17 protein-coding genes are annotated in these 20,113 nt (G+C 62.6%); 16 read left to right on the top strand and 1 reads right to left on the bottom strand.

What is annotated here, in order from left to right; genetic code table 11:
- Positions 1–583: 583 nt before the first annotated feature.
- Complete coding sequence (gene ompA / locus HV670_RS06155) at positions 584–1,234, bottom strand: outer membrane protein OmpA (RefSeq protein WP_175103782.1); 651 nt, start codon at positions 1,232–1,234, stop codon at positions 584–586.
- Positions 1,235–1,679: 445 nt separating this feature from the next.
- Between ompA and gyrA the strand changes: the two genes are divergently transcribed.
- The 16 genes from gyrA (at position 1,680) to HV670_RS06075 (ending at position 20,021) form a co-directional block, all read left to right on the top strand.
- On the top strand, positions 1,680–4,289 hold the full coding sequence (gene gyrA / locus HV670_RS06150; protein WP_175103780.1) for a DNA gyrase subunit A: 2,610 nt from the start codon (positions 1,680–1,682) through the stop codon (positions 4,287–4,289).
- A gap of 58 nt (positions 4,290–4,347) precedes the next feature.
- Positions 4,348–5,007, top strand: coding sequence for a DUF2059 domain-containing protein (locus HV670_RS06145; protein WP_175103778.1), 660 nt, complete (start codon positions 4,348–4,350; stop codon positions 5,005–5,007).
- 111 nt (positions 5,008–5,118) lie between these two features.
- The gene (gene serC / locus HV670_RS06140) at positions 5,119–6,195 is read left to right on the top strand and encodes a 3-phosphoserine/phosphohydroxythreonine transaminase (protein ID WP_175103777.1); all 1,077 of its coding nucleotides are present in this window, start codon (positions 5,119–5,121) and stop codon (positions 6,193–6,195) included.
- 167 nt (positions 6,196–6,362) lie between these two features.
- On the top strand, positions 6,363–7,448 hold the full coding sequence (pheA, locus tag HV670_RS06135; RefSeq protein WP_175103775.1) for a prephenate dehydratase: 1,086 nt from the start codon (positions 6,363–6,365) through the stop codon (positions 7,446–7,448).
- Between the two features lie 145 nt (positions 7,449–7,593).
- The gene (gene hisC / locus HV670_RS06130) at positions 7,594–8,709 is read left to right on the top strand and encodes a histidinol-phosphate transaminase (protein ID WP_175103773.1); all 1,116 of its coding nucleotides are present in this window, start codon (positions 7,594–7,596) and stop codon (positions 8,707–8,709) included.
- Positions 8,709–9,833, top strand: coding sequence for a prephenate dehydrogenase (locus HV670_RS06125; RefSeq protein WP_175103771.1), 1,125 nt, complete (start codon positions 8,709–8,711; stop codon positions 9,831–9,833). Before hisC ends, HV670_RS06125 begins: the two co-directional genes overlap by 1 nt.
- A 10-nt stretch (positions 9,834–9,843) precedes the next feature.
- Positions 9,844–11,157 carry a 3-phosphoshikimate 1-carboxyvinyltransferase gene (aroA, locus tag HV670_RS06120; RefSeq protein WP_175103769.1) on the top strand — a complete coding sequence of 438 codons (1,314 nt, stop codon included), beginning with the start codon at positions 9,844–9,846 and terminating at the stop codon, positions 11,155–11,157.
- Positions 11,154–11,831, top strand: coding sequence for a (d)CMP kinase (gene cmk, locus HV670_RS06115; RefSeq protein WP_175103767.1), 678 nt, complete (start codon positions 11,154–11,156; stop codon positions 11,829–11,831). Before aroA ends, cmk begins: the two co-directional genes overlap by 4 nt.
- A gap of 190 nt (positions 11,832–12,021) precedes the next feature.
- Positions 12,022–13,731, top strand: coding sequence for a 30S ribosomal protein S1 (rpsA, locus tag HV670_RS06110; protein ID WP_175103766.1), 1,710 nt, complete (start codon positions 12,022–12,024; stop codon positions 13,729–13,731).
- 12 nt (positions 13,732–13,743) lie between these two features.
- Complete coding sequence (locus HV670_RS06105; protein WP_175103764.1) at positions 13,744–14,067, top strand: integration host factor subunit beta; 324 nt, start codon at positions 13,744–13,746, stop codon at positions 14,065–14,067.
- Positions 14,068–14,338: 271 nt separating this feature from the next.
- Complete coding sequence (locus HV670_RS06100) at positions 14,339–14,632, top strand: LapA family protein (RefSeq protein ID WP_175103762.1); 294 nt, start codon at positions 14,339–14,341, stop codon at positions 14,630–14,632.
- A gap of 117 nt (positions 14,633–14,749) precedes the next feature.
- Complete coding sequence (gene lapB / locus HV670_RS06095; RefSeq protein WP_175103760.1) at positions 14,750–15,925, top strand: lipopolysaccharide assembly protein LapB; 1,176 nt, start codon at positions 14,750–14,752, stop codon at positions 15,923–15,925.
- Between the two features lie 36 nt (positions 15,926–15,961).
- Positions 15,962–17,365 (top strand): UDP-glucose dehydrogenase family protein, encoded by a 1,404-nt coding sequence (locus tag HV670_RS06090; RefSeq protein ID WP_175103759.1) that lies wholly within the window; start codon positions 15,962–15,964, stop codon positions 17,363–17,365.
- Complete coding sequence (rfaE1, locus tag HV670_RS06085; protein WP_175103758.1) at positions 17,352–18,416, top strand: D-glycero-beta-D-manno-heptose-7-phosphate kinase; 1,065 nt, start codon at positions 17,352–17,354, stop codon at positions 18,414–18,416. Before HV670_RS06090 ends, rfaE1 begins: the two co-directional genes overlap by 14 nt.
- A gap of 28 nt (positions 18,417–18,444) precedes the next feature.
- Positions 18,445–19,440 (top strand): ADP-glyceromanno-heptose 6-epimerase, encoded by a 996-nt coding sequence (rfaD, locus tag HV670_RS06080; protein WP_175103757.1) that lies wholly within the window; start codon positions 18,445–18,447, stop codon positions 19,438–19,440.
- 206 nt (positions 19,441–19,646) lie between these two features.
- Positions 19,647–20,021 (top strand): ComEA family DNA-binding protein, encoded by a 375-nt coding sequence (locus HV670_RS06075; RefSeq protein WP_175103756.1) that lies wholly within the window; start codon positions 19,647–19,649, stop codon positions 20,019–20,021.
- The last annotated feature ends 92 nt before the right edge of the window (positions 20,022–20,113 follow it).

Raw genomic sequence — 20,113 nt, 5'->3', positions numbered from 1 at the left:
CCGCGATGCAGGGGGTGGTGATCAAACTGTCACAAAAAATTCATAAACAACCTCACCGGCTTTTTTGGTGGGGTTTTTTGTGTTTACGTTCTGTTACAGTTATTTTCCCCGAGTGATGCACCTGTTTTGCAGATATTGCGGACGTAAACTTCTGATGATTGAATTTTGCTAAGTCCGCCTGCATTTTTAATATTCGCTTAAGGTTGATCGATTAATGCGCGACTGAATTATTGCGGATTATCAAACCCGCTGTCTGAACTTCCGTCGGGTTAATTCGGCTACGCGGACCGGCTAATTGACTCGCCAATGAATTGGCGTTTATTTGATAGACAAGTTGATAGACAGGTTAAAGCGCGAAGTGGTTCGGCTTCGTGTGCCATCCGTGAAGCACTGCTGGTGCGTGAGCGTTGGCGGGGGAGTCCCGGGGCTCACTCGCGCGCGCCAGAGGCCGACAGAAAGCGGAGGGGATGCGGAAAGAAAGTCGACGGAAAGCGGGGGAAAGTCGGAGGAAAAGCCAACGAAGCCGCCGTCAAGACGAAAAAAAGCCCCGCCAGAGCGGGGCTTCTTAGTGCGGCAGAAGCGCTTACTTCGACGTACCGACCACTTCGACTTCCACGCGACGATTCGGCGCGAGGCAGGCGATCAGAGCCTTACGGTTCTTCTGGTTGCAATCGGTGACGACCGGGTTACGCTTGCCCTTGCCTTCCGTGTAGATGCGGTTGGCTTCGATGCCCTTGCTGACCAGGTATGCCTTCACAGCTTGTGCGCGGCGCAGCGACAGGCGATCGTTGTACTTATCCGAGCCGATCTTGTCCGTGTAGCCCGTTGCCACAACGACTTCGAGGTTCACGTCGCCAATCTTCGATGCCAGATCATCCAGCTTCGCCTTGCCTTCGGGCTTCAGCACTGCCTTGTCGAAGTCGAACAGCGTGTCAGCTTGGAAGGTGACCTTCTGGCTCGTGATGACCGGAGCCGGAGCCGGTGCGGGTGCGGGCGCCGGAGCCGGTGCCTGGGCGACCAGCGCGCCGTCGCACTTGGCGTTGGCCGTTGCCGGGGTCCAGAAACCATTGCGCCAGCAGAGTTCGTTCGTGCCGTTCATCCACACGTACTCACCCGTACCGTTCACCCAGTTATCGTTCACGGCTTGCCGCGATGCAGGTACGGATTGTGCCATTGCGGATGCAGCCACAACTGCGGTAGCGGCAATGAACGCGAGCTTTGAAAGTTTTTTCATATTTCTCCTCTCGAAATTGAGATTACCGCAGGTTTACTGCGAGCCTAGTGACCTAGACGAGTCGTCATTGCCCGGAGTATAACATTGCCCTTTATCAAAAAAAGCGCAGTTTACACTCTAACCAATGACGGACTTGTGCGGGCATTCTGCCATGAAGCTAACAGCCGCCATCAAAAAAGTCTTAATACGGCACAACACCCGTAACTCATGTGGCAGCCAAGCAACATGCGTGCGGCCGTCATCCTACCTCGAATCTTGCGCCACTTGCAGAACTTTTTCTCTGTTTTGCACTCTACGCGCGCCCCCGGACCACCGCAAGCGGCGAAGTTCCCGGCTGTGGTCCGCTTGCACCCCATGGTGCGTCGGCGGCTGCCTGCCCCATGTTAGAATCGAACGCTTGTGTACGGGCTTGCCCGCGCCAGTCGTTCTGGAATAGACAGGGATAATGGATCAATTCGCGAAAGAGACTTTGCCGATCTCCCTAGAGGAGGAAATGCGCCGGTCGTACCTCGATTACGCGATGAGCGTGATTGTCGGGCGCGCGTTGCCGGATGTCCGCGACGGCCTGAAACCGGTGCATCGCCGGGTGATGTTCGCGATGCACGAGCAAAACAACGATTGGAACCGGGCTCACAAGAAGTCGGCCCGTATCGTTGGTGACGTGATGGGTAAGTACCACCCGCACGGCGATGCGTCGATCTATGACACGATCGTGCGCATGGCCCAGTGGTTCTCGCTGCGCTACATGCTGATCGACGGCCAAGGCAATTTCGGCTCGATGGATGGCGATAACGCGGCGGCGATGCGGTACACCGAAATCCGCATGGCGAAGATCGGCCACGAACTGCTGGCCGACATCGACAAGGAAACCGTCGACTTCGCGCCGAACTACGACGGCAGCGAGAACGAGCCGGTGGTTCTGCCGGCGCGTATACCTAATCTGTTGATCAACGGTTCGTCGGGCATCGCGGTCGGGATGGCGACGAACATTCCCCCGCACAATCTCGGCGAAGTCATCGATGCCTGCCAGCATCTGCTGCGCAACCCTGAAGCGAGCATCGACGAGCTGATCGAGATCATCCCGGCACCGGACTTCCCGACCGCCGGCATCATCTACGGCATCTCGGGCGTGCGCGACGGCTATCGGACCGGCCGCGGTCGCGTCGTGATGCGAGCGCGTACTCACTTCGAAGAGATCGACCGCGGGCAGCGCGAAGCGATCATCGTCGACGAATTGCCGTTCCAGGTGAACAAACGCACGCTGCTCGAGCGCATCGCCGAACTCGTCAACGAAAAGAAGATCGAGGGCATCTCCGATCTGCGCGACGAGTCCGACAAGAGCGGCATTCGCGTCGTGATCGAACTCAAGCGCGGCGAAGTGCCCGAAGTCGTCCTGAACAATCTGTACAAGAACACGCAGCTGCAGGACACGTTCGGCATGAACATGGTGGCGCTGGTCGATGGCCAGCCGCGCCTGCTGAACCTCAAGCAGATTCTCGAGAACTTCCTGACGCACCGTCGCGAAGTCGTGACACGGCGCACCGTGTTCGAACTGCGCAAGGCGCGCGAACGCGGCCATGTGCTCGAAGGGCTGGCCGTTGCGCTCGCCAACATCGACGAATTCATCACGCTGATCAAGAATGCGCCGACACCGCCGATCGCCAAACAGGAACTGATGTCGCGCTCGTGGGATTCGTCCCTCGTGCGCGAGATGCTGGCGCGCGGCGAGACGATCGGCGCGGGTGGCCGCGAGGCTTTCCGCCCCGATGGCCTGAATCCCGCATTCGGCATGCAGGCCGACGGCCTCTACCGGCTCTCGGACACGCAGGCGCAGGAAATCCTGCAGATGCGTTTGCAACGCCTGACCGGTCTCGAGCAGGACAAGATCGTCGGCGAATATCGCGAGGTGATGGCGCAGATCGCCGACCTGCTCGACATCCTCGCGAAGCCCGAGCGGATCAGCACGATCATCAGCGAGGAAATGGTCCGGATCAAGACGGAATTCGGCGATGCGCGCCGCTCGACGATCGAGCCGAATGCGATCGACTTGAACACCGAAGACCTGATCACGCCCCAGGACATGGTCGTGACGATGTCCCACGCGGGTTATGTGAAGTCGCAGCCGCTCTCCGAATACCGCGCGCAGAAACGCGGCGGCCGGGGCAAGCAGGCGATCTCGATGAAGGAAGACGACTGGATCGAAACCCTGTTCATCGCGAACACGCACGATCACATCCTGTGCTTCTCGAATCGCGGCCGCGTCTACTGGGTCAAGGTCTACGAGGTCCCGCAAGGTTCGCGCAATTCGCGCGGCCGCCCGATCGTGAACATGTTCCCGCTGCAGGACGGCGAGAAGATCAACGTCGTGCTGCCGGTCCGCGAGTTCTCGGCCGATCGCTATGTATTCCTCGGTACTTCGCTCGGCACGGTCAAGAAGACCCCGCTCGAAGCGTTCTCGCGTCCGCTCAAGAAGGGCATCATCGCCGTCAATCTGGATGAAGGCGACTTTCTGATTGGTGCGGCAATCACCGACGGCCAGCATGATGTGATGCTGTTCTCCGATTCGGGCAAGGCGGTGCGTTTCGATGAGAACGACGTGCGTCCGATGGGCCGCGAGGCGCGCGGCGTGCGCGGCATGCAGCTCGAGGACGGCCAGCAGGTCATCGCGATGCTCGTGGCCGGCGACGAGAACCAGTCAGTGCTGACCGCGACTGAAAATGGCTTCGGCAAGCGTACCCCGATCGGCGAATACACGCGTCACGGCCGCGGCACGAAGGGCATGATCGCGATCCAGACGAGCGAGCGCAACGGCAAGGTCGTCGCGGCGACGCTCGTCGACGCGGACGCCGAAATCATGCTGATCACGACATCGGGTGTATTAATCCGGACGCGCGTTTCAGAGGTGCGCGAGATGGGACGCGCAACGCAAGGTGTTACACTCATCAGCCTCGACGAGGGCACCCGCCTGTCCGGCCTGCAGCAAGTCGCGGAAACCGACGCGGACGCTGAAGCTGAAGGTGAGTCCGAAACCGGTGCCGACGAAGCGGCAGAGTAAGACGATCAACCGAATTCGAACAATACGAATCGATTCTTTCAAAGTTTTCAATGGAGCAATGATGCAAAAGTATTTCAAACTGTTGCCGATCGCGCTGTTCGTTCCCACGCTCGTGTTCGCGCAAGCGCTGCAAGGCCAGAACGCGCCGGCAACAGGTGCTCAGGCTCCGCAAGCACCGGCAGCGCCGGCCCGGATCGACATCGATGCAGCGAAGAAAGCCGCGATCAAGGACCTGTTCGCCGCGATCGAAGTCGAGAAGCTTGAAGCCGCGATGGCCAACAGCGCCCAGATGCGTGCCAAGGAAATGGTTCCGGAAATCCTCCAGGAAGCCCTGGTCGAGAACCAGTCGATGACGGTCGACCAGAAGCGTGCCGTGGTGCCGCAACTGCAACAGTCCTCGATTCCGAAGCTCGTCGAATCGGCCGGCACGGTGTTCGCGACGCCGCAGTTCAAGGCCGACCAGACCGACTCGCTGTACCAGGCTTATGCGCGTTATTACTCGACGCAGGAAATCAAGGACCTGACCACGTTCTACAAGAGCTCGACGGGCCAGAAATTCCTGCACGCGCAGGACCTCGTCGGTCGTGACGTCGTCAACGGCCTGCTCGACAAGTACATGCCGCAATCGGTCAACGCAACGCGTTCGATGGCTGACAAGGAAGTGGCAAACGTGAAGGCGCCGGCGGCCGGCGCAGCACCCGCGGCACCGCAAAAGTAAGCAGGCGGACTGCAGGAAAGCAATTCGGCACGGGCTGTCCAGCCCGTGCGTTGAAGGCCGTTTGCGCCACAGCGCAAACGGCCTTTGTCGTTTCTCGATCTCGGAATTCGAATGCGGCCATTCAATTTTTCGGCGGGTCCGGCGGCCCTGCCTGTCGAGGTGTTGCAGCAGGCGGCGAGCGAGATGCTCGACTGGCACGGCAGCGGCATGAGCGTGATGGAAATGAGCCATCGCGGCCATGAGTTCACCTCGATCATCGAAACCGCGCAGGCCGATCTGCGCGAACTGCTCGGCGTGCCCTCGAACTACAAGATTCTGTTCGTGCAGGGCGGCGGAATTGGCGAGAACGCGATCGTGCCGATGAACCTGTTTGGCCGGTGCCGCAAGGCCGACTTCGTCGTCACGGGTTCGTGGTCGGACAAGTCGCACAAGGAGGCGAAGCGGTATGGCGAGGGACATCTCGCCGCGTCGACCAAGGGCAGCTTTACACGCATTCCCGCGTTCGGCGAGTGGCAAGTGTCGTCCGACTCGGCCTATCTGCACCTGTGCTCGAACGAAACGATCGACGGTGTCGAGTTCAACGATTTCCCGGACCTCGGCGACCTGCCGATCGTCGCGGATGCGTCGTCGCACATCCTCTCGCGTCCGCTCGACGTATCGCGTTTCGGCGTGGTGTACGGCGGCGCGCAGAAGAATATCGGCATGGCCGGCGTGACGATCGTGATCGTGCGCGACGACCTGCTCGACCAGGCGATGTCGATCTGTCCGAGTGCGTTCGAGTGGAAGACGATTGCCGCCAACGACTCGATGTTCAATACGCCGCCGACCTATGCGATCTATATTGCCGGCCTCGTGTTCAAGTGGCTCAAGGCGCAGGGTGGCCTCGCCGCGATCGAGCGGCGCAATATCGAGAAAGCGACGCTGCTTTACGAGACGATCGACAACAGCAGTTTCTATTTGAACAAGGTCGAACGGTCGGCGCGGTCGCGCATGAACGTGCCGTTCTTCCTGGCCGACGAGACGCTCAACGATGCGTTTCTGGCCGGCGCGAAAGCGCGCCAGCTCCTGCAACTGAAGGGCCACAAGTCCGTCGGCGGCATGCGGGCATCGCTCTACAACGCGGTGCAGATCGACGCGGTGCATGCGCTGGTCGATTACATGAAGGAATTCGAGCGCACACGCGCCTGAGCGTGTGACGTAGAGACCTGGCGACAGGTGCCGCGCCGCGGTTCGACGCGGCCGCTCCGTGCCGTCCCCGGTGTCGTACCGCTGCACGATGGAATGCGCGGGACATCTGGGCGGCAATGTGAACGGCCTCGCCGCGGTGGGGTACCCGTGCCGCTCGCACAAAGACAATGGACGACGAACTCAATTCACTGCTAACCCCCCTGCGCGATCGGATCGACTCGCTCGATGCGCGCCTGCTTGTCTTGCTCAACGAACGCGCGGGGGTCGCCCTCGAAGTCGGCGAAGTCAAGAAGCGCTTTGCGGCGCCGGTGTTCCGGCCCGAGCGCGAAATGCAGGTGATCGCGCGCCTTCAGCAACTCGGCGCGCAAGGGCCGCTGCACGCGGAGCACATCGCATCGATCTGGCGCGAGATCATGGCCGCGAGCCGTGCACTCGAAACTGAAACGACGGTGGCCTTCCTCGGGCCGGTTGGCACGTACAGTGAGCTTGCGATGGCAAGCTACTTCGGTCATTCGGTGCATGGCCTGCCGAGCCCGTCGATCGACGAGGTGTTCCGCGCGGTGGAGGCGGGCGGCGCAGACTTCGGTGTCGCGCCGGTCGAGAACTCGACCGAAGGCGCGGTCTCGCGCACGCACGACCTGCTGCTCGAGTCGACGCTGACGATCACGGGCGAGATCGCCGTGCCGATCCATCACAATCTAATGACCCGTTCCGGTTCGCTCGAGGGCGTCACGCGCGTATGCGCGCATGCGCAGGCGCTCGCGCAGTGCCAGGGCTGGCTTTCGACACACGCGCCCACACTCGAGCGCCAGGCCGTGGCGAGCAATGCCGAAGCCGCGCGCCTCGCGGCCGAAGACCCGACGCTCGCGGCGATCGCGGGCGATCGTGCGGCCACGCACTACGGCCTGCAGGTCGTCGCCGCATTGATCCAGGACGACCCGCACAATCGCACGCGTTTCGTCGTGATCGGCGGCACGCCGGCCGAACCGAGCGGGCGCGACCAGACGTCGATGATCCTGTCGGTCAAGAATGTGCCGGGCGCGATGTTCCGGGTGCTCGAGCCGCTCGCGCGTCACGGCGTCTCGATGACGCGCATCGAGTCGCGGCCCGCCCGCAGCGGTTCCTGGGAATACTTTTTCTATATCGATATCGAAGGCCACCGCGCCGATCCGAAGGTCGCCGTGGCACTGGCCGAACTCGAACAGACCGCGGCGTTCATCAAGATCCTCGGATCCTATCCGCGCTCGCGCTGAATCGCGCCGCGGTGTTCGCCGATATTCGACTGATCATGCCGGCCGTGTGCGATTGCCGCGACCGGATTGCCACTATTGCTGCAGAAGCTCACGTCGCGCTTTGCGCGGTCCGTTTATGCCGCATCTCATGCAGAAGGGAGACTTCATGTCCGCCACGTCTTATGGGCCGTCTTATGTGCGCGCGATCGCACCGTATATCGCCGGCAAGCCTATTTCCGAGGTCGCACGCGAATTCGGGCTCGACGAAGCACGCATCGTCAAGCTCGCCTCGAACGAAAATCCGCTCGGCATGCCGCCGTCCGCGCAGACCGCGGTGCAACGCGCGATCGCCGATCTCGGCCGCTATCCCGATTCGAATGGCTTCGACCTGAAGACCGCGCTCGCGGCACGCTACGGTGTAGGCGAAGACTGGATCACGCTCGGCAACGGCAGCAACGACATTCTCGAGCTTGCCGCGCATGCCTTGCTTGAACACGATCAGTCGGTCGTGTTCGCGCAGTATTCGTTCGCGGTCTACGCGCTCGCGACGCAAGGCGTCGGCGCGCGCGCGATCGTCGTGCCCGCGAAGGCCTATGGCCACGATCTCGATGCGATGCTCGCCGCCATCGAGGACGACACCCGTCTCGTATTCGTTGCGAATCCGAATAATCCGACCGGCACGTTTGTGCCGGGCGAGCAGATGGAAGCCTTCCTCAAGAAGGTGCCCTCGCACGTCGTCGTCGTGCTCGACGAGGCCTATACCGAATATCTGGACGCCAGTCAGCGCTACGACTCGATCGAGTGGACGCGCCGTTATCCGAACCTACTGGTTTCGCGCACCTTCTCGAAGGCGTATGGCCTCGCGGGCCTGCGCGTCGGGTTTGCGATCGCGCAGCCCCAGCTCACGGACCTGCTCAATCGCCTGCGCCAGCCGTTCAACGTCAACAGTCTCGCGCAGGCCGCGGCGCTTGCCGCGCTCGGCGACCGGGCCTTCCTCGAGAAGAGTGCCAAACTCAACTCGGCCGGATACAAGACGCTGACCGCGGCCTTCGACGCGCTCGGACTCGAATATGTACCGTCGCACGGCAACTTCGTGCTGGTGCGCGTCGGCGACGACGATGGCGCCGGCGCGCGCGTGAACATCGGCCTGCTCAAGGAGGGCGTGATCGTTCGTCCGGTCGGCAACTACGGCCTGCCGCAATGGCTGCGCGTGACGATCGGCCTGCCCGAGGAAAACGAAACCTTCGTGGCCGCGCTGCGCCGCGTGCTCGGTCGCGCGTGATGGATGCTGAAGGGCAGGAGGCGCAGCCTGCGCCGTTTCGCTTCGGGAAGATCGTCATCTGCGGCGTCGGGCTGATCGGCGGTTCGCTCGCGCGTGCGCTGCGTCGTGCCGGGCGTGCCGACGAACTCGGGGACCCCTACAGTGCCTATGGCGCCGCGCCGCTGGCCGAGGCCAGGGGTGTGAACAGCGCGGCAAGCGGAGGGGTGAACAGCGGGGCAAGCAGCGATGCGGCCGGCAAGTCGCCGCCAGCGGCACCGCGTGGCGAGATCGTCGGTGTGGGTCGCGGCATGGCCGCTGTCGAGCGTGCGATCCAGCTTGGCGTGGTCGATTCGGGCTGTACCTTCGACGACGTGGCAGGTCTCGCCCGGGCACTCGACGGTGCCGATCTCGTCGTGATCGCCACGCCGGTCGCGCAGACGCGCGCCTTGCTCGACGTCATGATCCCGCATCTTCAACTGCAAACCATTGTCACCGACGCGGGCAGCACCAAGAGCGACGTGATCGCCGCGGCGCGCGCCTCGCTCGGTTCGCGGATCAAACAGTTCGTCCCGGCCCACCCGATCGCGGGGCGTGAGCTCAGTGGCATCGACGCGGCGATCGAAGATCTCTACGACGGACGTAATGTCGTACTCTGCCCGCTACCCGAAAATCCAGAGGCGAGCGTGGCGCGTGTCGAGGCCATGTGGCAGGCGAGCGGAGCCCGTCTGCACCGGATGAACGCACACCAGCACGACACGGTATTCGCTTCGGTCAGCCATTTACCGCACCTGCTGTCGTTTGCGCTCGTCGATCAGATTCTCGATTCGGCCGAAGCGGGACTAAAGTTTTCTTTTGCCGCGGGCGGATTTCGCGACTTCACCCGGATCGCGGCATCGAGCCCCGAGATGTGGCGCGATATCTTTCTCGCGAACCGGCAGGCGCTGCTTGCGGAACTCGATGGCTATACCGCGGTGCTGGCCCGACTGCGTGCAGCGATCGAAGCGGGTGACGGCAATCGGCTGGCCGATGTCTTCAGCCGTGCGCGCGACGCACGCCAGCGCTGGAGCGACCGGCCGGAACCCGGCGTGGCAGCAGGTGGCGAAGCGCATCGGGCCGGTGGCGGCGCTAACAAAACAGGCGAATAAAGGATCAACAATGGAACAACTGGTATTGGGGCCGTTCTCCCGTGCGTCGGGCACGGTACGCCTGCCGGGCTCGAAGAGCATTTCGAATCGCGTGCTGCTGCTGGCCGCGCTCGCCGAAGGCGAGACGCGTGTCGAGAACCTGCTTGCATCGGACGACACGCGGGTGATGCTCGATGCGCTCGCCAAGCTCGGCGTCGAGCTTGAGCGCGGCGACGGAAACTGTCTCATCAAGGGCATCGGTGGGAATTCAAGCGGCGCGTTCCCCGTCAAGGAAGCTGACCTGTTCCTCGGCAATGCGGGCACCGCTGTCCGCCCGCTGACCGCGGCGCTGGCGCTGAGCGGCGGTGAATATCGCGTGGCCGGCGTGGCACGCATGCATGAACGACCCATCGGCGATCTCGTCGACGGTCTGCGCCAGATCGGCGCCCAGATCGACTATGAACTCAACGACGGTTTCCCGCCGCTGCGGATCCACCCCGCCGCGATTCGCGTGAGCGCGCCGATCCGGGTGCGCGGCGACGTCTCGAGCCAGTTCCTGACGGCGCTGCTGATGACTCTGCCGCTCGTTTCGGCAAGCGGCCCAGTCGTCGTCGAGATCGAGGGCGAACTGATCTCGAAGCCCTACGTCGAGATCACGATGCGGCTGATGGAGCGTTTCGGCGTGGTCGTCGAGCGTGAGGGCTGGGCGCGTTTCACGATCCCGGCCAACGCGCGCTTCAAGTCGCCGGGCCGCATCGCAGTGGAAGGCGACGCGTCCTCCGCCTCGTATTTCCTCGCGGCCGGCGCGATCGGCGGCGGCCCGCTGCGGGTCGAGGGCGTGGGCCATACGAGCATCCAGGGCGATGTGCGTTTCGCCGATGCCCTCGCGCAAATGGGTGCGAATGTCTCAGTGGGCGACGATTGGATCGAAGTGCGTGGCGTCGAGAACGACCATGGCCGTTTGAAGCCGATCGACATGGATTTCAACCTGATCCCCGACGCGGCCATGACGATCGCCGTCGCCGCGCTGTTTGCCGACGGCACGAGCACGCTGCGCAATATTGCAAGCTGGCGGGTCAAGGAGACCGACCGGCTTGCCGCGATGGCGACCGAACTGCGCAAGGTCGGCGCGACGGTCGAGGAGGGCGCGGACTATCTGAAGGTGACGCCGCCCGCGCGCCTGAGCGCGGGTGCCGAGATCGACACCTACGACGATCACCGCATGGCGATGTGTTTTTCGCTGGTCAGCCTGGCGGGCGTACCCGTGACGATCAATGACCCCCGTTGCGTGGGCAAGACATTCCCGGACTATTTCGACCGCTTCGCCGAGGTGGCGCGACGATGAGCGCGAGTCTAAAAGCCCCGGTCATCACGATCGACGGGCCCACGGCGTCCGGCAAGGGGACGGTCGCCCAGCAGGTGGCCGAGGTGCTTTCCTTCCACTACCTCGACAGCGGCGCGCTTTATCGTCTGACCGCATTGGCAAGTCTAAAAGTGGGGATCGATGAAGACGACGTCGACACCCTTGTGGAACTCGCCGGCGATCTCCATATCGTCTTCCGCGAAGGCTGTGTACGGCTCGACGGGGAGGACGTCTCGAACGAAATCCGCGCGGAGCACGTCGGCAACCGGGCCTCCGCGATCGCCGTGCACGGCGCGCTGCGGCAGGCCCTGATCGCCCGCCAGCGGGCCTTTCGCGTGCCACCGGGCCTGGTTGCCGACGGGCGTGACATGGGCACGGTGATTTTCCCGGATGCGACGCTCAAGGTGTTTTTGACGGCCAGCGTTGCCGCGCGCGCGGAAAGGCGATATAAGCAATTGATAGAAAAAGGCTTTTCTGCTAAGCTCGATGATCTAAGTCGCGATCTTCAAGCGCGCGACGCACGCGACAGCCAACGCGCGGCCGCACCGCTCAAGGCGGCGGCCGACGCGCTGACCCTCGATACCTCCGGTTTGAGCGTCGAACAGACGGTGGAGACGGTGGTCGGCTGGTTTCGCGAGCGCACCGCGCGTGAGTAGGTCGCACGAGTCGTCAACAAGTGGTACGCAAGTGAAGTGCAAGTGCAGTACCGGCGTGCAGCAGTCGCGCGCCGGATGAAGTGTCCCCGGCAAGGGTGCCGCGGGATGTATTTCAACCCTTAACCCCGCGTGTCATCGTTCAGCTAGCGGCCGTCATGCCGCGAACGGCAACACGCCATTTTCGATTTTTATGTCCGACCTGCAAACCTCAACCTCCAGCAACGAATCCTTTGCGGCTCTGTTCGAAGAGTCGCTGACCCGTCAAGACATGCGCGCCGGCGAAGTGATCTCCGCCGAAGTCGTGCGTGTTGACCACAACTTCGTGGTCGTCAACGCGGGTCTGAAGTCCGAAGCCTATATCCCAATCGAAGAATTCTTCAACGATGCGGGTGAGGTTGAAGTTCAGGCGGGTGACTTCGTTTCGGTCGCGATCGACGCGCTCGAAAACGGTTATGGCGACACCATCCTGTCGCGCGACAAAGCGAAGCGTCTCGCTTCGTGGCTGTCGCTTGAAAAGGCCCTCGACAACAACGAACTCGTGACCGGCACGATCACGGGCAAGGTCAAGGGCGGCCTGACGGTCATGGTCAACGGCATCCGCGCATTCCTGCCGGGTTCGCTCGTCGACACGCGTCCGGTCAAGGACACGACCCCGTACGAGGGCAAGACCCTCGAATTCCGCGTCATCAAGCTCGACCGCAAGCGTAACAACGTCGTGCTGTCGCGCCGTGCCGTGATCGAAGCGACCCAGGGCGAAGAGCGCGCGAAGCTGCTCGAAACGCTCAAGGAAGGCGCGATCGTCGAAGGCGTGGTCAAGAACATCACCGACTACGGCGCATTCGTGGACCTCGGTGGTATCGACGGCCTGCTGCACATCACCGACATCGCATGGCGTCGCGTGCGTCACCCGAGCGAAGTGTTGTCGGTCGGCCAGGAAGTGACCGCGAAGATTCTCAAGTTCGATCAAGAGAAGAACCGCGTCTCGCTGGGCATCAAGCAACTCGGCGACGATCCGTGGGAAGGTATTTCGCGCCGTTACCCGTCGGGCACGCGCCTGTTCGGCAAGGTCACCAACATCACCGACTACGGCGCATTCGTCGAAGTGGAATCGGGCATCGAAGGCCTGGTTCACGTCTCGGAAATGGACTGGACCAACAAGAACGTCGCCCCCAGCAAGGTTGTGCAGCTCGGTGACGAAGTCGAAGTCATGGTTCTCGAAATCGACGAAGACCGCCGCCGTATCAGCCTCGGCATGAAGCAATGCAAGCCGAACCCGTGGGACGACTTCAGCCGTAACTACAAGAAGGGCGACAAGCTCAAGGGCGCGATCAAGTCGATCACCGACTTCGGCGTGTTCATCGGCCTGCCGGGCGGCATCGACGGTCTCGTCCACCTGTCGGACCTGTCCTGGAACGAAACCGGCGAAGAAGCGGTTCGCAAGTACAAGAAGGGCGACGAAGTCGAAGCCCTGGTACTTGGCATCGACGTCGAGAAGGAACGCATCTCGCTCGGTATCAAGCAGATGGAAGGCGACCCGTTCAGCAACTATGTCGCGATGAACGACAAGGGTTCGCTCGTGACGGGTACGGTCAAGTCGATCGATGCCAAGGGTGCTGTCGTGACGCTGCAAGGCGACATCGAAGGCTACCTGCGTGCGTCGGAAATCACGCATGACCGCGTCGAAGATGCGCGCAATGTGCTGAAGGAAGGCCAGCAGATCGAAGCGGTTGTCATCAATATCGATCGCAAGTCGCGCGGCATCAATCTGTCGATCAAGGCGAAGGATCAAGCCGAGCAGACCGAAGCAATGTCGAAGATGGCCAACGACAGCTCCGCAGCAACGGGCACGACGAATCTCGGCGCGCTGCTGAAGGCAAAGCTGGACGGCCAGAACCAGTAAGGTTGCGGGCGTATGACCAAATCCGAATTGGTCGCGCAACTGGCCACGCGATTTTCACAACTGGTGTTGAAGGATGTGGATTTCGCGGTGAAACAGATGCTCGATGCGATGTCCGACTCGCTTGCGAAAGGACACCGCATTGAAATTCGAGGCTTCGGCAGTTTCGGACTGAACCGCCGCCCGTCACGCGTAGGGCGCAATCCGAAGTCGGGTGAAAAGGTGCTCGTGCCCGAAAAGCACGTGCCCCATTTCAAGCCCGGCAAGGAATTGCGCGAACGTGTCGACGGTCGTGCGGGAGAGCCGCTGAAGCAGGACGATGCGCCCCGTCATTTCTGAAATCCATTCCCAGGAGTGGAGGCAGGGCGGGTGGACGGCCATCATCCGAGCCAGTTGAAGTGATAGCAGTGGTTGTCGAAGAAAGCGCCTCCGGGCGCTTTTTTTGTATCCGCGCGAAACGCGGTGGCGGCCGGGTCGCGCTTCGGGACCGGTGCCGCATCCATTACAATACGGGCGATTCGCAGGCCGACGCTGGCTCGCGGGGTGGGCGCCGGGCGGCCGGAACGCTTGCAACGGCGTAGTTCGCACTCTCCAACGGGAAACAAATCGCATGAGGTTCATCGTCTGGCTGCTGCGTGCGCTGGTCTTTGTCGTGCTGTTGATTCTGGCGCTCGCCAATACCCAGGAAGCGTCGCTCAACTTCGTTGCCGGCTATGCGTGGCAGGCCCCCCTGATCCTCCTCGGCCTGGTGTTCTTCGCGGTCGGCCTGTTCGCGGGTGTACTCGCGGCGGCGCCCGCGCTGGTGCGGATGCGCCTCGAGAATGCGCGGCTCAGGCGCCAGATCAAGAATGCGCAGAACGCGCCGGTCGTGTTGGATGAACCGCCGCTGCCCCCGATCATCTGAGCGAGCGGTGGGGTGTCGGAAATCGAGCCGACCCTCGCCTCGGTCGGCGTGCCCGGCGGGTGCCCTGTCGTGACGCCGTTCTTTCAACTATCCCTTTCCTAAAGCTGACGACGCCGCATGGATCTCGATTATTGGTGGTTGTTGTTGATCCCCGTGGTTTTCGGGCTCGGCTGGATGGCGGCGCGCTTCGACGTCAAGCATCTGCTGTCCGAAAGCGCGAATTTGCCGCGCTCGTATTTCCGCGGCCTGAATTTCCTGCTCAACGAGCAGCCGGACCAGGCGATCGATGCGTTCATCGAAGTCGTCAAGCTCGACCCCGAGACGACTGAACTGCACTTCGCACTGGGTAGCCTGTTTCGCCGCCGTGGCGAGACCGAACGGGCGATCCGCGTCCATCAGAATCTTCTGAACCGTTCCGATCTGCCTTCGGTCGAGCGCGAGCATGCGATGTTCGAACTCGGGTTGGACTTTCTCAAGGCGGGCCTGCTCGACCGCGCCGAGGACACCTTCAAGTCGCTCGATGAGGGCGCATTTGCGATCGACGCTCAGCGCTGCCTGCTGACCATCTACGAGATCGAGAAGGACTGGGCGAAAGCAATCGAAACGGCCGAGGCGCTCGAAAAGATCAGCGCGCAGTCGTTTCGCAAGGAAGTCGCGCAGTTTCATTGCGAACGGGCCCAGGAAGCCTTGCAGAAGCAGGATAGTGCGCAATCGGTCGCCGAACTGCGGCTGGCGCGCGAGGCGAATCCGGCCAATGTCCGCGCGACGATCCTCGCGGGCGACGCCGAGATGGCGACCGCCAATCCGGCCGGCGCGATTGATCACTGGCGCAAGGTCGAGACGCAGTCGGCTGCGCACCTGCCCCTGATCGTCGAGCGCCTGATGAAAGCCTACAGCGCGCTCGGCCGGGACGCGGAAGGCGCGCACCTGCTGATGCAGTATCTCGACAAATATCCGTCGAATGATCTGCTCGACACGTCCTATACCTATATCGCTCAGCAAATCGGCACGGAGGCTGCGCATCAGCTTGTGCGCGGCCAGATGCAGAAGGCGCCGAACCTTGCCGGCATGTCGCGCCTGCTCGAAGCGCAAGTGGCCACGGCCGAGGAGCCGCGCCGCGGCGAACTCGAGCTGATGCGCAACCTGATGCGCCAGCGCACCAAGAACCTGCCTCGCTATACCTGCCAGAGCTGCGGTTTCCGCGCGCGCCTGTTCTACTGGCAATGCCCCGGTTGCAGCGGCTGGGAAACCTACGCGCCGCGCCGCGTCGAACCCATGGCAAGCGGCGGCTGAACGTCGCGGAACCGAATCTGGACTACTTCGACCTCTATGAAAATCACTATTATCGGCACCGGTTATGTAGGTCTCGTCACGGGCGCCTGCCTGGCCGAAATCGGCAACGACGTGTTCTGTGTCGATGTCGACGCGCGCAAGATCGAGATTCTCAATTCCGGCGGCGTACCGATTCATGAACCCGGCCTTCAGGAACTGATCGCACGCAACCGCGCGGCCGGCCGCATCCAGTTTTCGACCGATGTCGAGGCGAGCGTCGCGCACGGCGACATCCAGTTCATCGCGGTCGGCACGCCGCCCGACGAGGACGGCTCGGCCGACTTGTCGCATGTGCTCGATGCCGCGTATTCGATCGGCAAGCATATGACCGGTTTCAAGGTCGTGGTCGACAAGTCGACCGTGCCGGTCGGCACGGCGCAGCGCGTGGGCGAAGTCATTCGCGAGCAGCTCGACGCGCGTGGCGTCGCGGCGAACTTCTCGATCGTCTCCAATCCGGAGTTTCTCAAGGAAGGCGCGGCCGTCGACGACTTCATGCGTCCGGACCGGATCGTGATCGGCTGCGACGACGACAGGCATGGAGCGAAAGCGCGCGAAATGATCAAGCGCCTCTATGCGCCGTTCAATCGCAACCACGAACGCATGCTCTATATGGATGTCCGTTCGGCCGAGTTTACGAAGTACGCGGCCAATGCGATGCTGGCGACACGGATCTCGTTCATGAACGAGATGGCCAATCTCGCCGATCGCGTCGGCGCGGACATCGAGGCCGTGCGTCGCGGCATCGGCTCCGATCCGCGCATCGGCTATGACTTTCTCTATGCCGGTTGCGGTTATGGCGGCTCGTGTTTCCCGAAGGACGTGCAGGCGCTGATCCGCACGGCGGCGGAATCTGGCCAGCACCTGCATATTCTCGAGTCGGTCGAGCGCGTCAACGAGCAGCAGAAGCAGGTGCTGGTCGGCAAGATCGTCAAGCGGCTCGGCGAAGACCTGACGGGGCGCCGGTTCGCGGTCTGGGGGCTGGCGTTCAAGCCGAACACGGACGACATGCGTGCCGCGTCGAGCCGCGTGCTCGTGGCGGCGCTGCTCGCGCGCGGGGCGTCGGTCGTTGCCCACGACCCCGTGGCGATGGGCGAGGCGCGCCGTGTCTTCGCGATCGACTTCGCGGACCAGCCCGAGGTGCTCGAACGCCTCAGCTATGTCGATGAGCCGCGCCAGGCGGTGGCCGGTGCCGATGCGTTGGTCATCGTGACTGAATGGAAGGCATTCAAAAGCCCTGACTTCAGCTATCTGAAAACGCAGCTCAAGACCCCGCTGATCTTCGACGGCCGCAATCTGTATGATCCGCCGACGCTCGCCGAACAGGGCATCGAGTACTACGGGATCGGCAGGCCTGAGATCGCTTTGACAACGCTCGAGGGAAATGCAGATGTCATCGCCTGAGTTGTCAAAGGGTTCGCCGCAAGGATCCTCTCTTGATCCGGGCAAATCGGCGCATACCGGCCCGGGTACGGCGGCCTCATCGGGTCCCGCGGATCTGGGTGCGGCCGGTGCGGCCACATTGCCGGTCGTGACGCGCGAGCAGCTCGGCGCGTCGCGTGTGCTGGTGGTCGGCGACGTGATGCTCGACCGCTACTGGTTCGGCGATGTCAATCGCATCTCGCCCGAGGCCCCCGTGCCGGTCGTCCATGTGACGCGCAGTGAAGAGCGCCTCGGCGGGGCCGCGAACGTCGCGCGCAATGCCGCGACGCTCGGTGCGCAGACGAGCCTGCTCTGCGTGATCGGTGACGACGAGCCCGCGCAAAAGCTGATCGAGCTGTTGGCGCACAGCAATGTGGTGGCCCACGTCCAGAGCGACCCGGGCCTCGCGACGACGATCAAACTTCGCATCGTGTCGCGGCAGCAGCAATTGATCCGCATCGATTTCGAAAGCCTGCCGACTCATGAAGTCCTGCTCGCGGGACTCGCGCGTTTCGATGCACTGCTGCCCGCGCACGACGTGGTGTTGCTCTCCGACTATGCGAAGGGTGGCCTGACCCATGTCGAGAAGATGATTGCGAACGCGCGCGCGGCGGGCAAGTCGATCCTCGTCGATCCGAAGGGCGACGACTGGGCGCGGTATCGCGGTGCATCGGTCATCACGCCCAATCGCGCCGAGTTGCGTGAGGTGGTCGGGCGCTGGCATTCGGAAGCCGATCTCGAACAGCGTGTGTCGAAGCTGCGCGCCGAGCTCGATATCGCCGCGCTGCTGCTCACGCGTTCCGAGGAAGGCATGACGCTCTTCACGGCGCAAGGCGTGGTCCACGAGCCGGCCCAGGCGCGCGAAGTGTACGATGTGTCGGGCGCCGGTGACACGGTGATCGCGACACTCGCAGCCATGCTGGGCGCGGGTCTGTCGTTGCAGGAGGCGATGGCCTACGCGAATCGCGCCGCCGGTGTGGTGGTGGCCAAGCTGGGGACCGCAACCGTCGAATATCACGAACTGTTCGGCTGAAGCCGGGCAATCAACACAAGGCGTTTTCATGACCATTATCGTTACCGGCGCGGCCGGCCTGATCGGCAGCAATCTCGTCAAGGCGCTCAACGAGCGGGGCGAACATGACATCATCGCCGTCGACAATCTCACGCGTGCCGACAAGTTTCGCAATCTCGTCGATTGCGAAGTCAGTGACTATCTCGACAAGAGCGAGTTCGTCGAACGCTTCGCTTCGGGATACTTCGGCAAGATCCGCGGTCTGTTTCACGAAGGTGCGTGCTCCGACACGATGGAGAGCGACGGCCGCTACATGATGGACAACAACTTCCGCTATTCGAGCGCACTGCTCGATGCGTGCATCGCGCAACGGGTGCCGTTTCTCTATGCATCCTCGGCCGCGATCTACGGCGGTTCGCAGACCTTCGTCGAGAATCGCGAATCCGAGCGCCCGTTGAACGTCTACGGCTATTCGAAGTTCCTGTTCGACCAGATCGTGCGGCGACGCCTGACGATCGCAAAAAGCCAGATCGTCGGTTTCCGCTACTTCAATGTGTACGGACCGCGCGAACAGCACAAGGGGCGCATGGCGTCGGTTGCGTTTCACAACTTCAACCAGTTCCGCGCCGAGGGCAAGGTCAAGCTGTTCGGCGAGTACAACGGTTATGGCGCAGGCCAGCAGACGCGCGATTTCGTGTCGGTCGAGGACGTGGTGCGCGTGAACCTGCATTTTTTCGATCGCCCGCAGATCACGGGGATCTTCAACCTCGGCACGGGTCATGCGCAACCGTTCAACGATGTCGCATCGACCGTCGTCAATACGCTGCGCGCGATCAAGGGCGAGACGCGGCTGTCGCTCGAGGAGCTCGTCGGACAGGGGCTGATCGAATACATTCCGTTTCCCGATGCGCTGCGGGGCAAGTATCAATGCTTCACCGAGGCCGACCAGACTCGGCTGCGCGCGGCCGGTTATACCGTGCCGTTCCTCACCGTTCAGCAGGGCGTCGAGCGGTACGTGAACTGGATGGTCGAAGGCGCCGAATGATGAGGTGGACCGTGTGAAGGACATGGCTTGAGGCCATGGCCTTCGCCGGATCAACATGCAACCCGGCATGCCAGGTGAGGGCCGAACGAACGACCTCTTGCTGGCGTGTCTGGCCATCCGGCCAGCTTTTAGCGCGTAGGCGCGCTCCCTACACTGACTGTTCCTCGTTGCGCTGTTGCGGCGAGCGACTTTCAAGGGAGCATCGGATGTTCAGCAAAAACTTCTGGGTGGGACTCGCGCTTGTGGCGGGCATGTCTTGTGCCTCGGCTGCCGTCGACGTGAACGTGTCCGACGAGGCCGCGCTCGAGAGCGTGGCGGGTATCGGTTCTGCAAAGGCACGTGCGATCGTCAAGGAGCGCGAAGCGAACGGACCGTTCCGGGATGCGGACGATCTCGCCGGGCGCATCGACGGGCTCGGACTGAAGTCGATCGAGAAGCTGGTGGCCAACGGGCTGACGATCGGGGGCAGCGGTGTCGCCGGCGGTGTCGCCACGGGTCATGCACCCGCTGTGGAGGGTGCGGCGCCTGCCGCCGTATCGGGCAAATCCCCCGCGCCGCCGACGCAGACCGCGAAGAAATAAGCGCGAGGCTTGCCCGTTGTCCGTGATGGTGTCGGTCGAAGAGGGCGCAGCCCATGCCGGGCGTATCACCGGCCCTCTTCGTTGGCCCTCTT

This window comes from Pararobbsia alpina (genome assembly GCF_902859895.1).
Classification (GTDB): Bacteria; Pseudomonadota; Gammaproteobacteria; order Burkholderiales; family Burkholderiaceae; genus Pararobbsia; species Pararobbsia alpina.
The sequence above is the reverse complement of the archived record's forward strand: the minus strand, read 5'-3'. Positions and strand labels throughout refer to the sequence as shown.

What these genes read in the sequence shown, in the direction of transcription:
- cmk (WP_175103767.1), top strand. Translation starts at nt 11,154, where the DNA reads ATGAGCGCGAGTCTAAAAGCCCCGGTCATCACGATCGACGGGCCCACG.
- hisC (WP_175103773.1), top strand. Translation starts at nt 7,594, where the DNA reads ATGTCCGCCACGTCTTATGGGCCGTCTTATGTGCGCGCGATCGCACCG.
- ompA (WP_175103782.1), bottom strand. Translation starts at nt 1,234, where the DNA reads ATGAAAAAACTTTCAAAGCTCGCGTTCATTGCCGCTACCGCAGTTGTG.
- HV670_RS06125 (WP_175103771.1), top strand. Translation starts at nt 8,709, where the DNA reads ATGGATGCTGAAGGGCAGGAGGCGCAGCCTGCGCCGTTTCGCTTCGGG.
- aroA (WP_175103769.1), top strand. Translation starts at nt 9,844, where the DNA reads ATGGAACAACTGGTATTGGGGCCGTTCTCCCGTGCGTCGGGCACGGTA.
- gyrA (WP_175103780.1), top strand. Translation starts at nt 1,680, where the DNA reads ATGGATCAATTCGCGAAAGAGACTTTGCCGATCTCCCTAGAGGAGGAA.
- HV670_RS06105 (WP_175103764.1), top strand. Translation starts at nt 13,744, where the DNA reads ATGACCAAATCCGAATTGGTCGCGCAACTGGCCACGCGATTTTCACAA.
- HV670_RS06075 (WP_175103756.1), top strand. Translation starts at nt 19,647, where the DNA reads ATGTTCAGCAAAAACTTCTGGGTGGGACTCGCGCTTGTGGCGGGCATG.
- pheA (WP_175103775.1), top strand. Translation starts at nt 6,363, where the DNA reads ATGGACGACGAACTCAATTCACTGCTAACCCCCCTGCGCGATCGGATC.
- rpsA (WP_175103766.1), top strand. Translation starts at nt 12,022, where the DNA reads ATGTCCGACCTGCAAACCTCAACCTCCAGCAACGAATCCTTTGCGGCT.
- rfaD (WP_175103757.1), top strand. Translation starts at nt 18,445, where the DNA reads ATGACCATTATCGTTACCGGCGCGGCCGGCCTGATCGGCAGCAATCTC.
- HV670_RS06145 (WP_175103778.1), top strand. Translation starts at nt 4,348, where the DNA reads ATGATGCAAAAGTATTTCAAACTGTTGCCGATCGCGCTGTTCGTTCCC.
- HV670_RS06100 (WP_175103762.1), top strand. Translation starts at nt 14,339, where the DNA reads ATGAGGTTCATCGTCTGGCTGCTGCGTGCGCTGGTCTTTGTCGTGCTG.
- lapB (WP_175103760.1), top strand. Translation starts at nt 14,750, where the DNA reads ATGGATCTCGATTATTGGTGGTTGTTGTTGATCCCCGTGGTTTTCGGG.
- serC (WP_175103777.1), top strand. Translation starts at nt 5,119, where the DNA reads ATGCGGCCATTCAATTTTTCGGCGGGTCCGGCGGCCCTGCCTGTCGAG.
- HV670_RS06090 (WP_175103759.1), top strand. Translation starts at nt 15,962, where the DNA reads ATGAAAATCACTATTATCGGCACCGGTTATGTAGGTCTCGTCACGGGC.
- rfaE1 (WP_175103758.1), top strand. Translation starts at nt 17,352, where the DNA reads ATGTCATCGCCTGAGTTGTCAAAGGGTTCGCCGCAAGGATCCTCTCTT.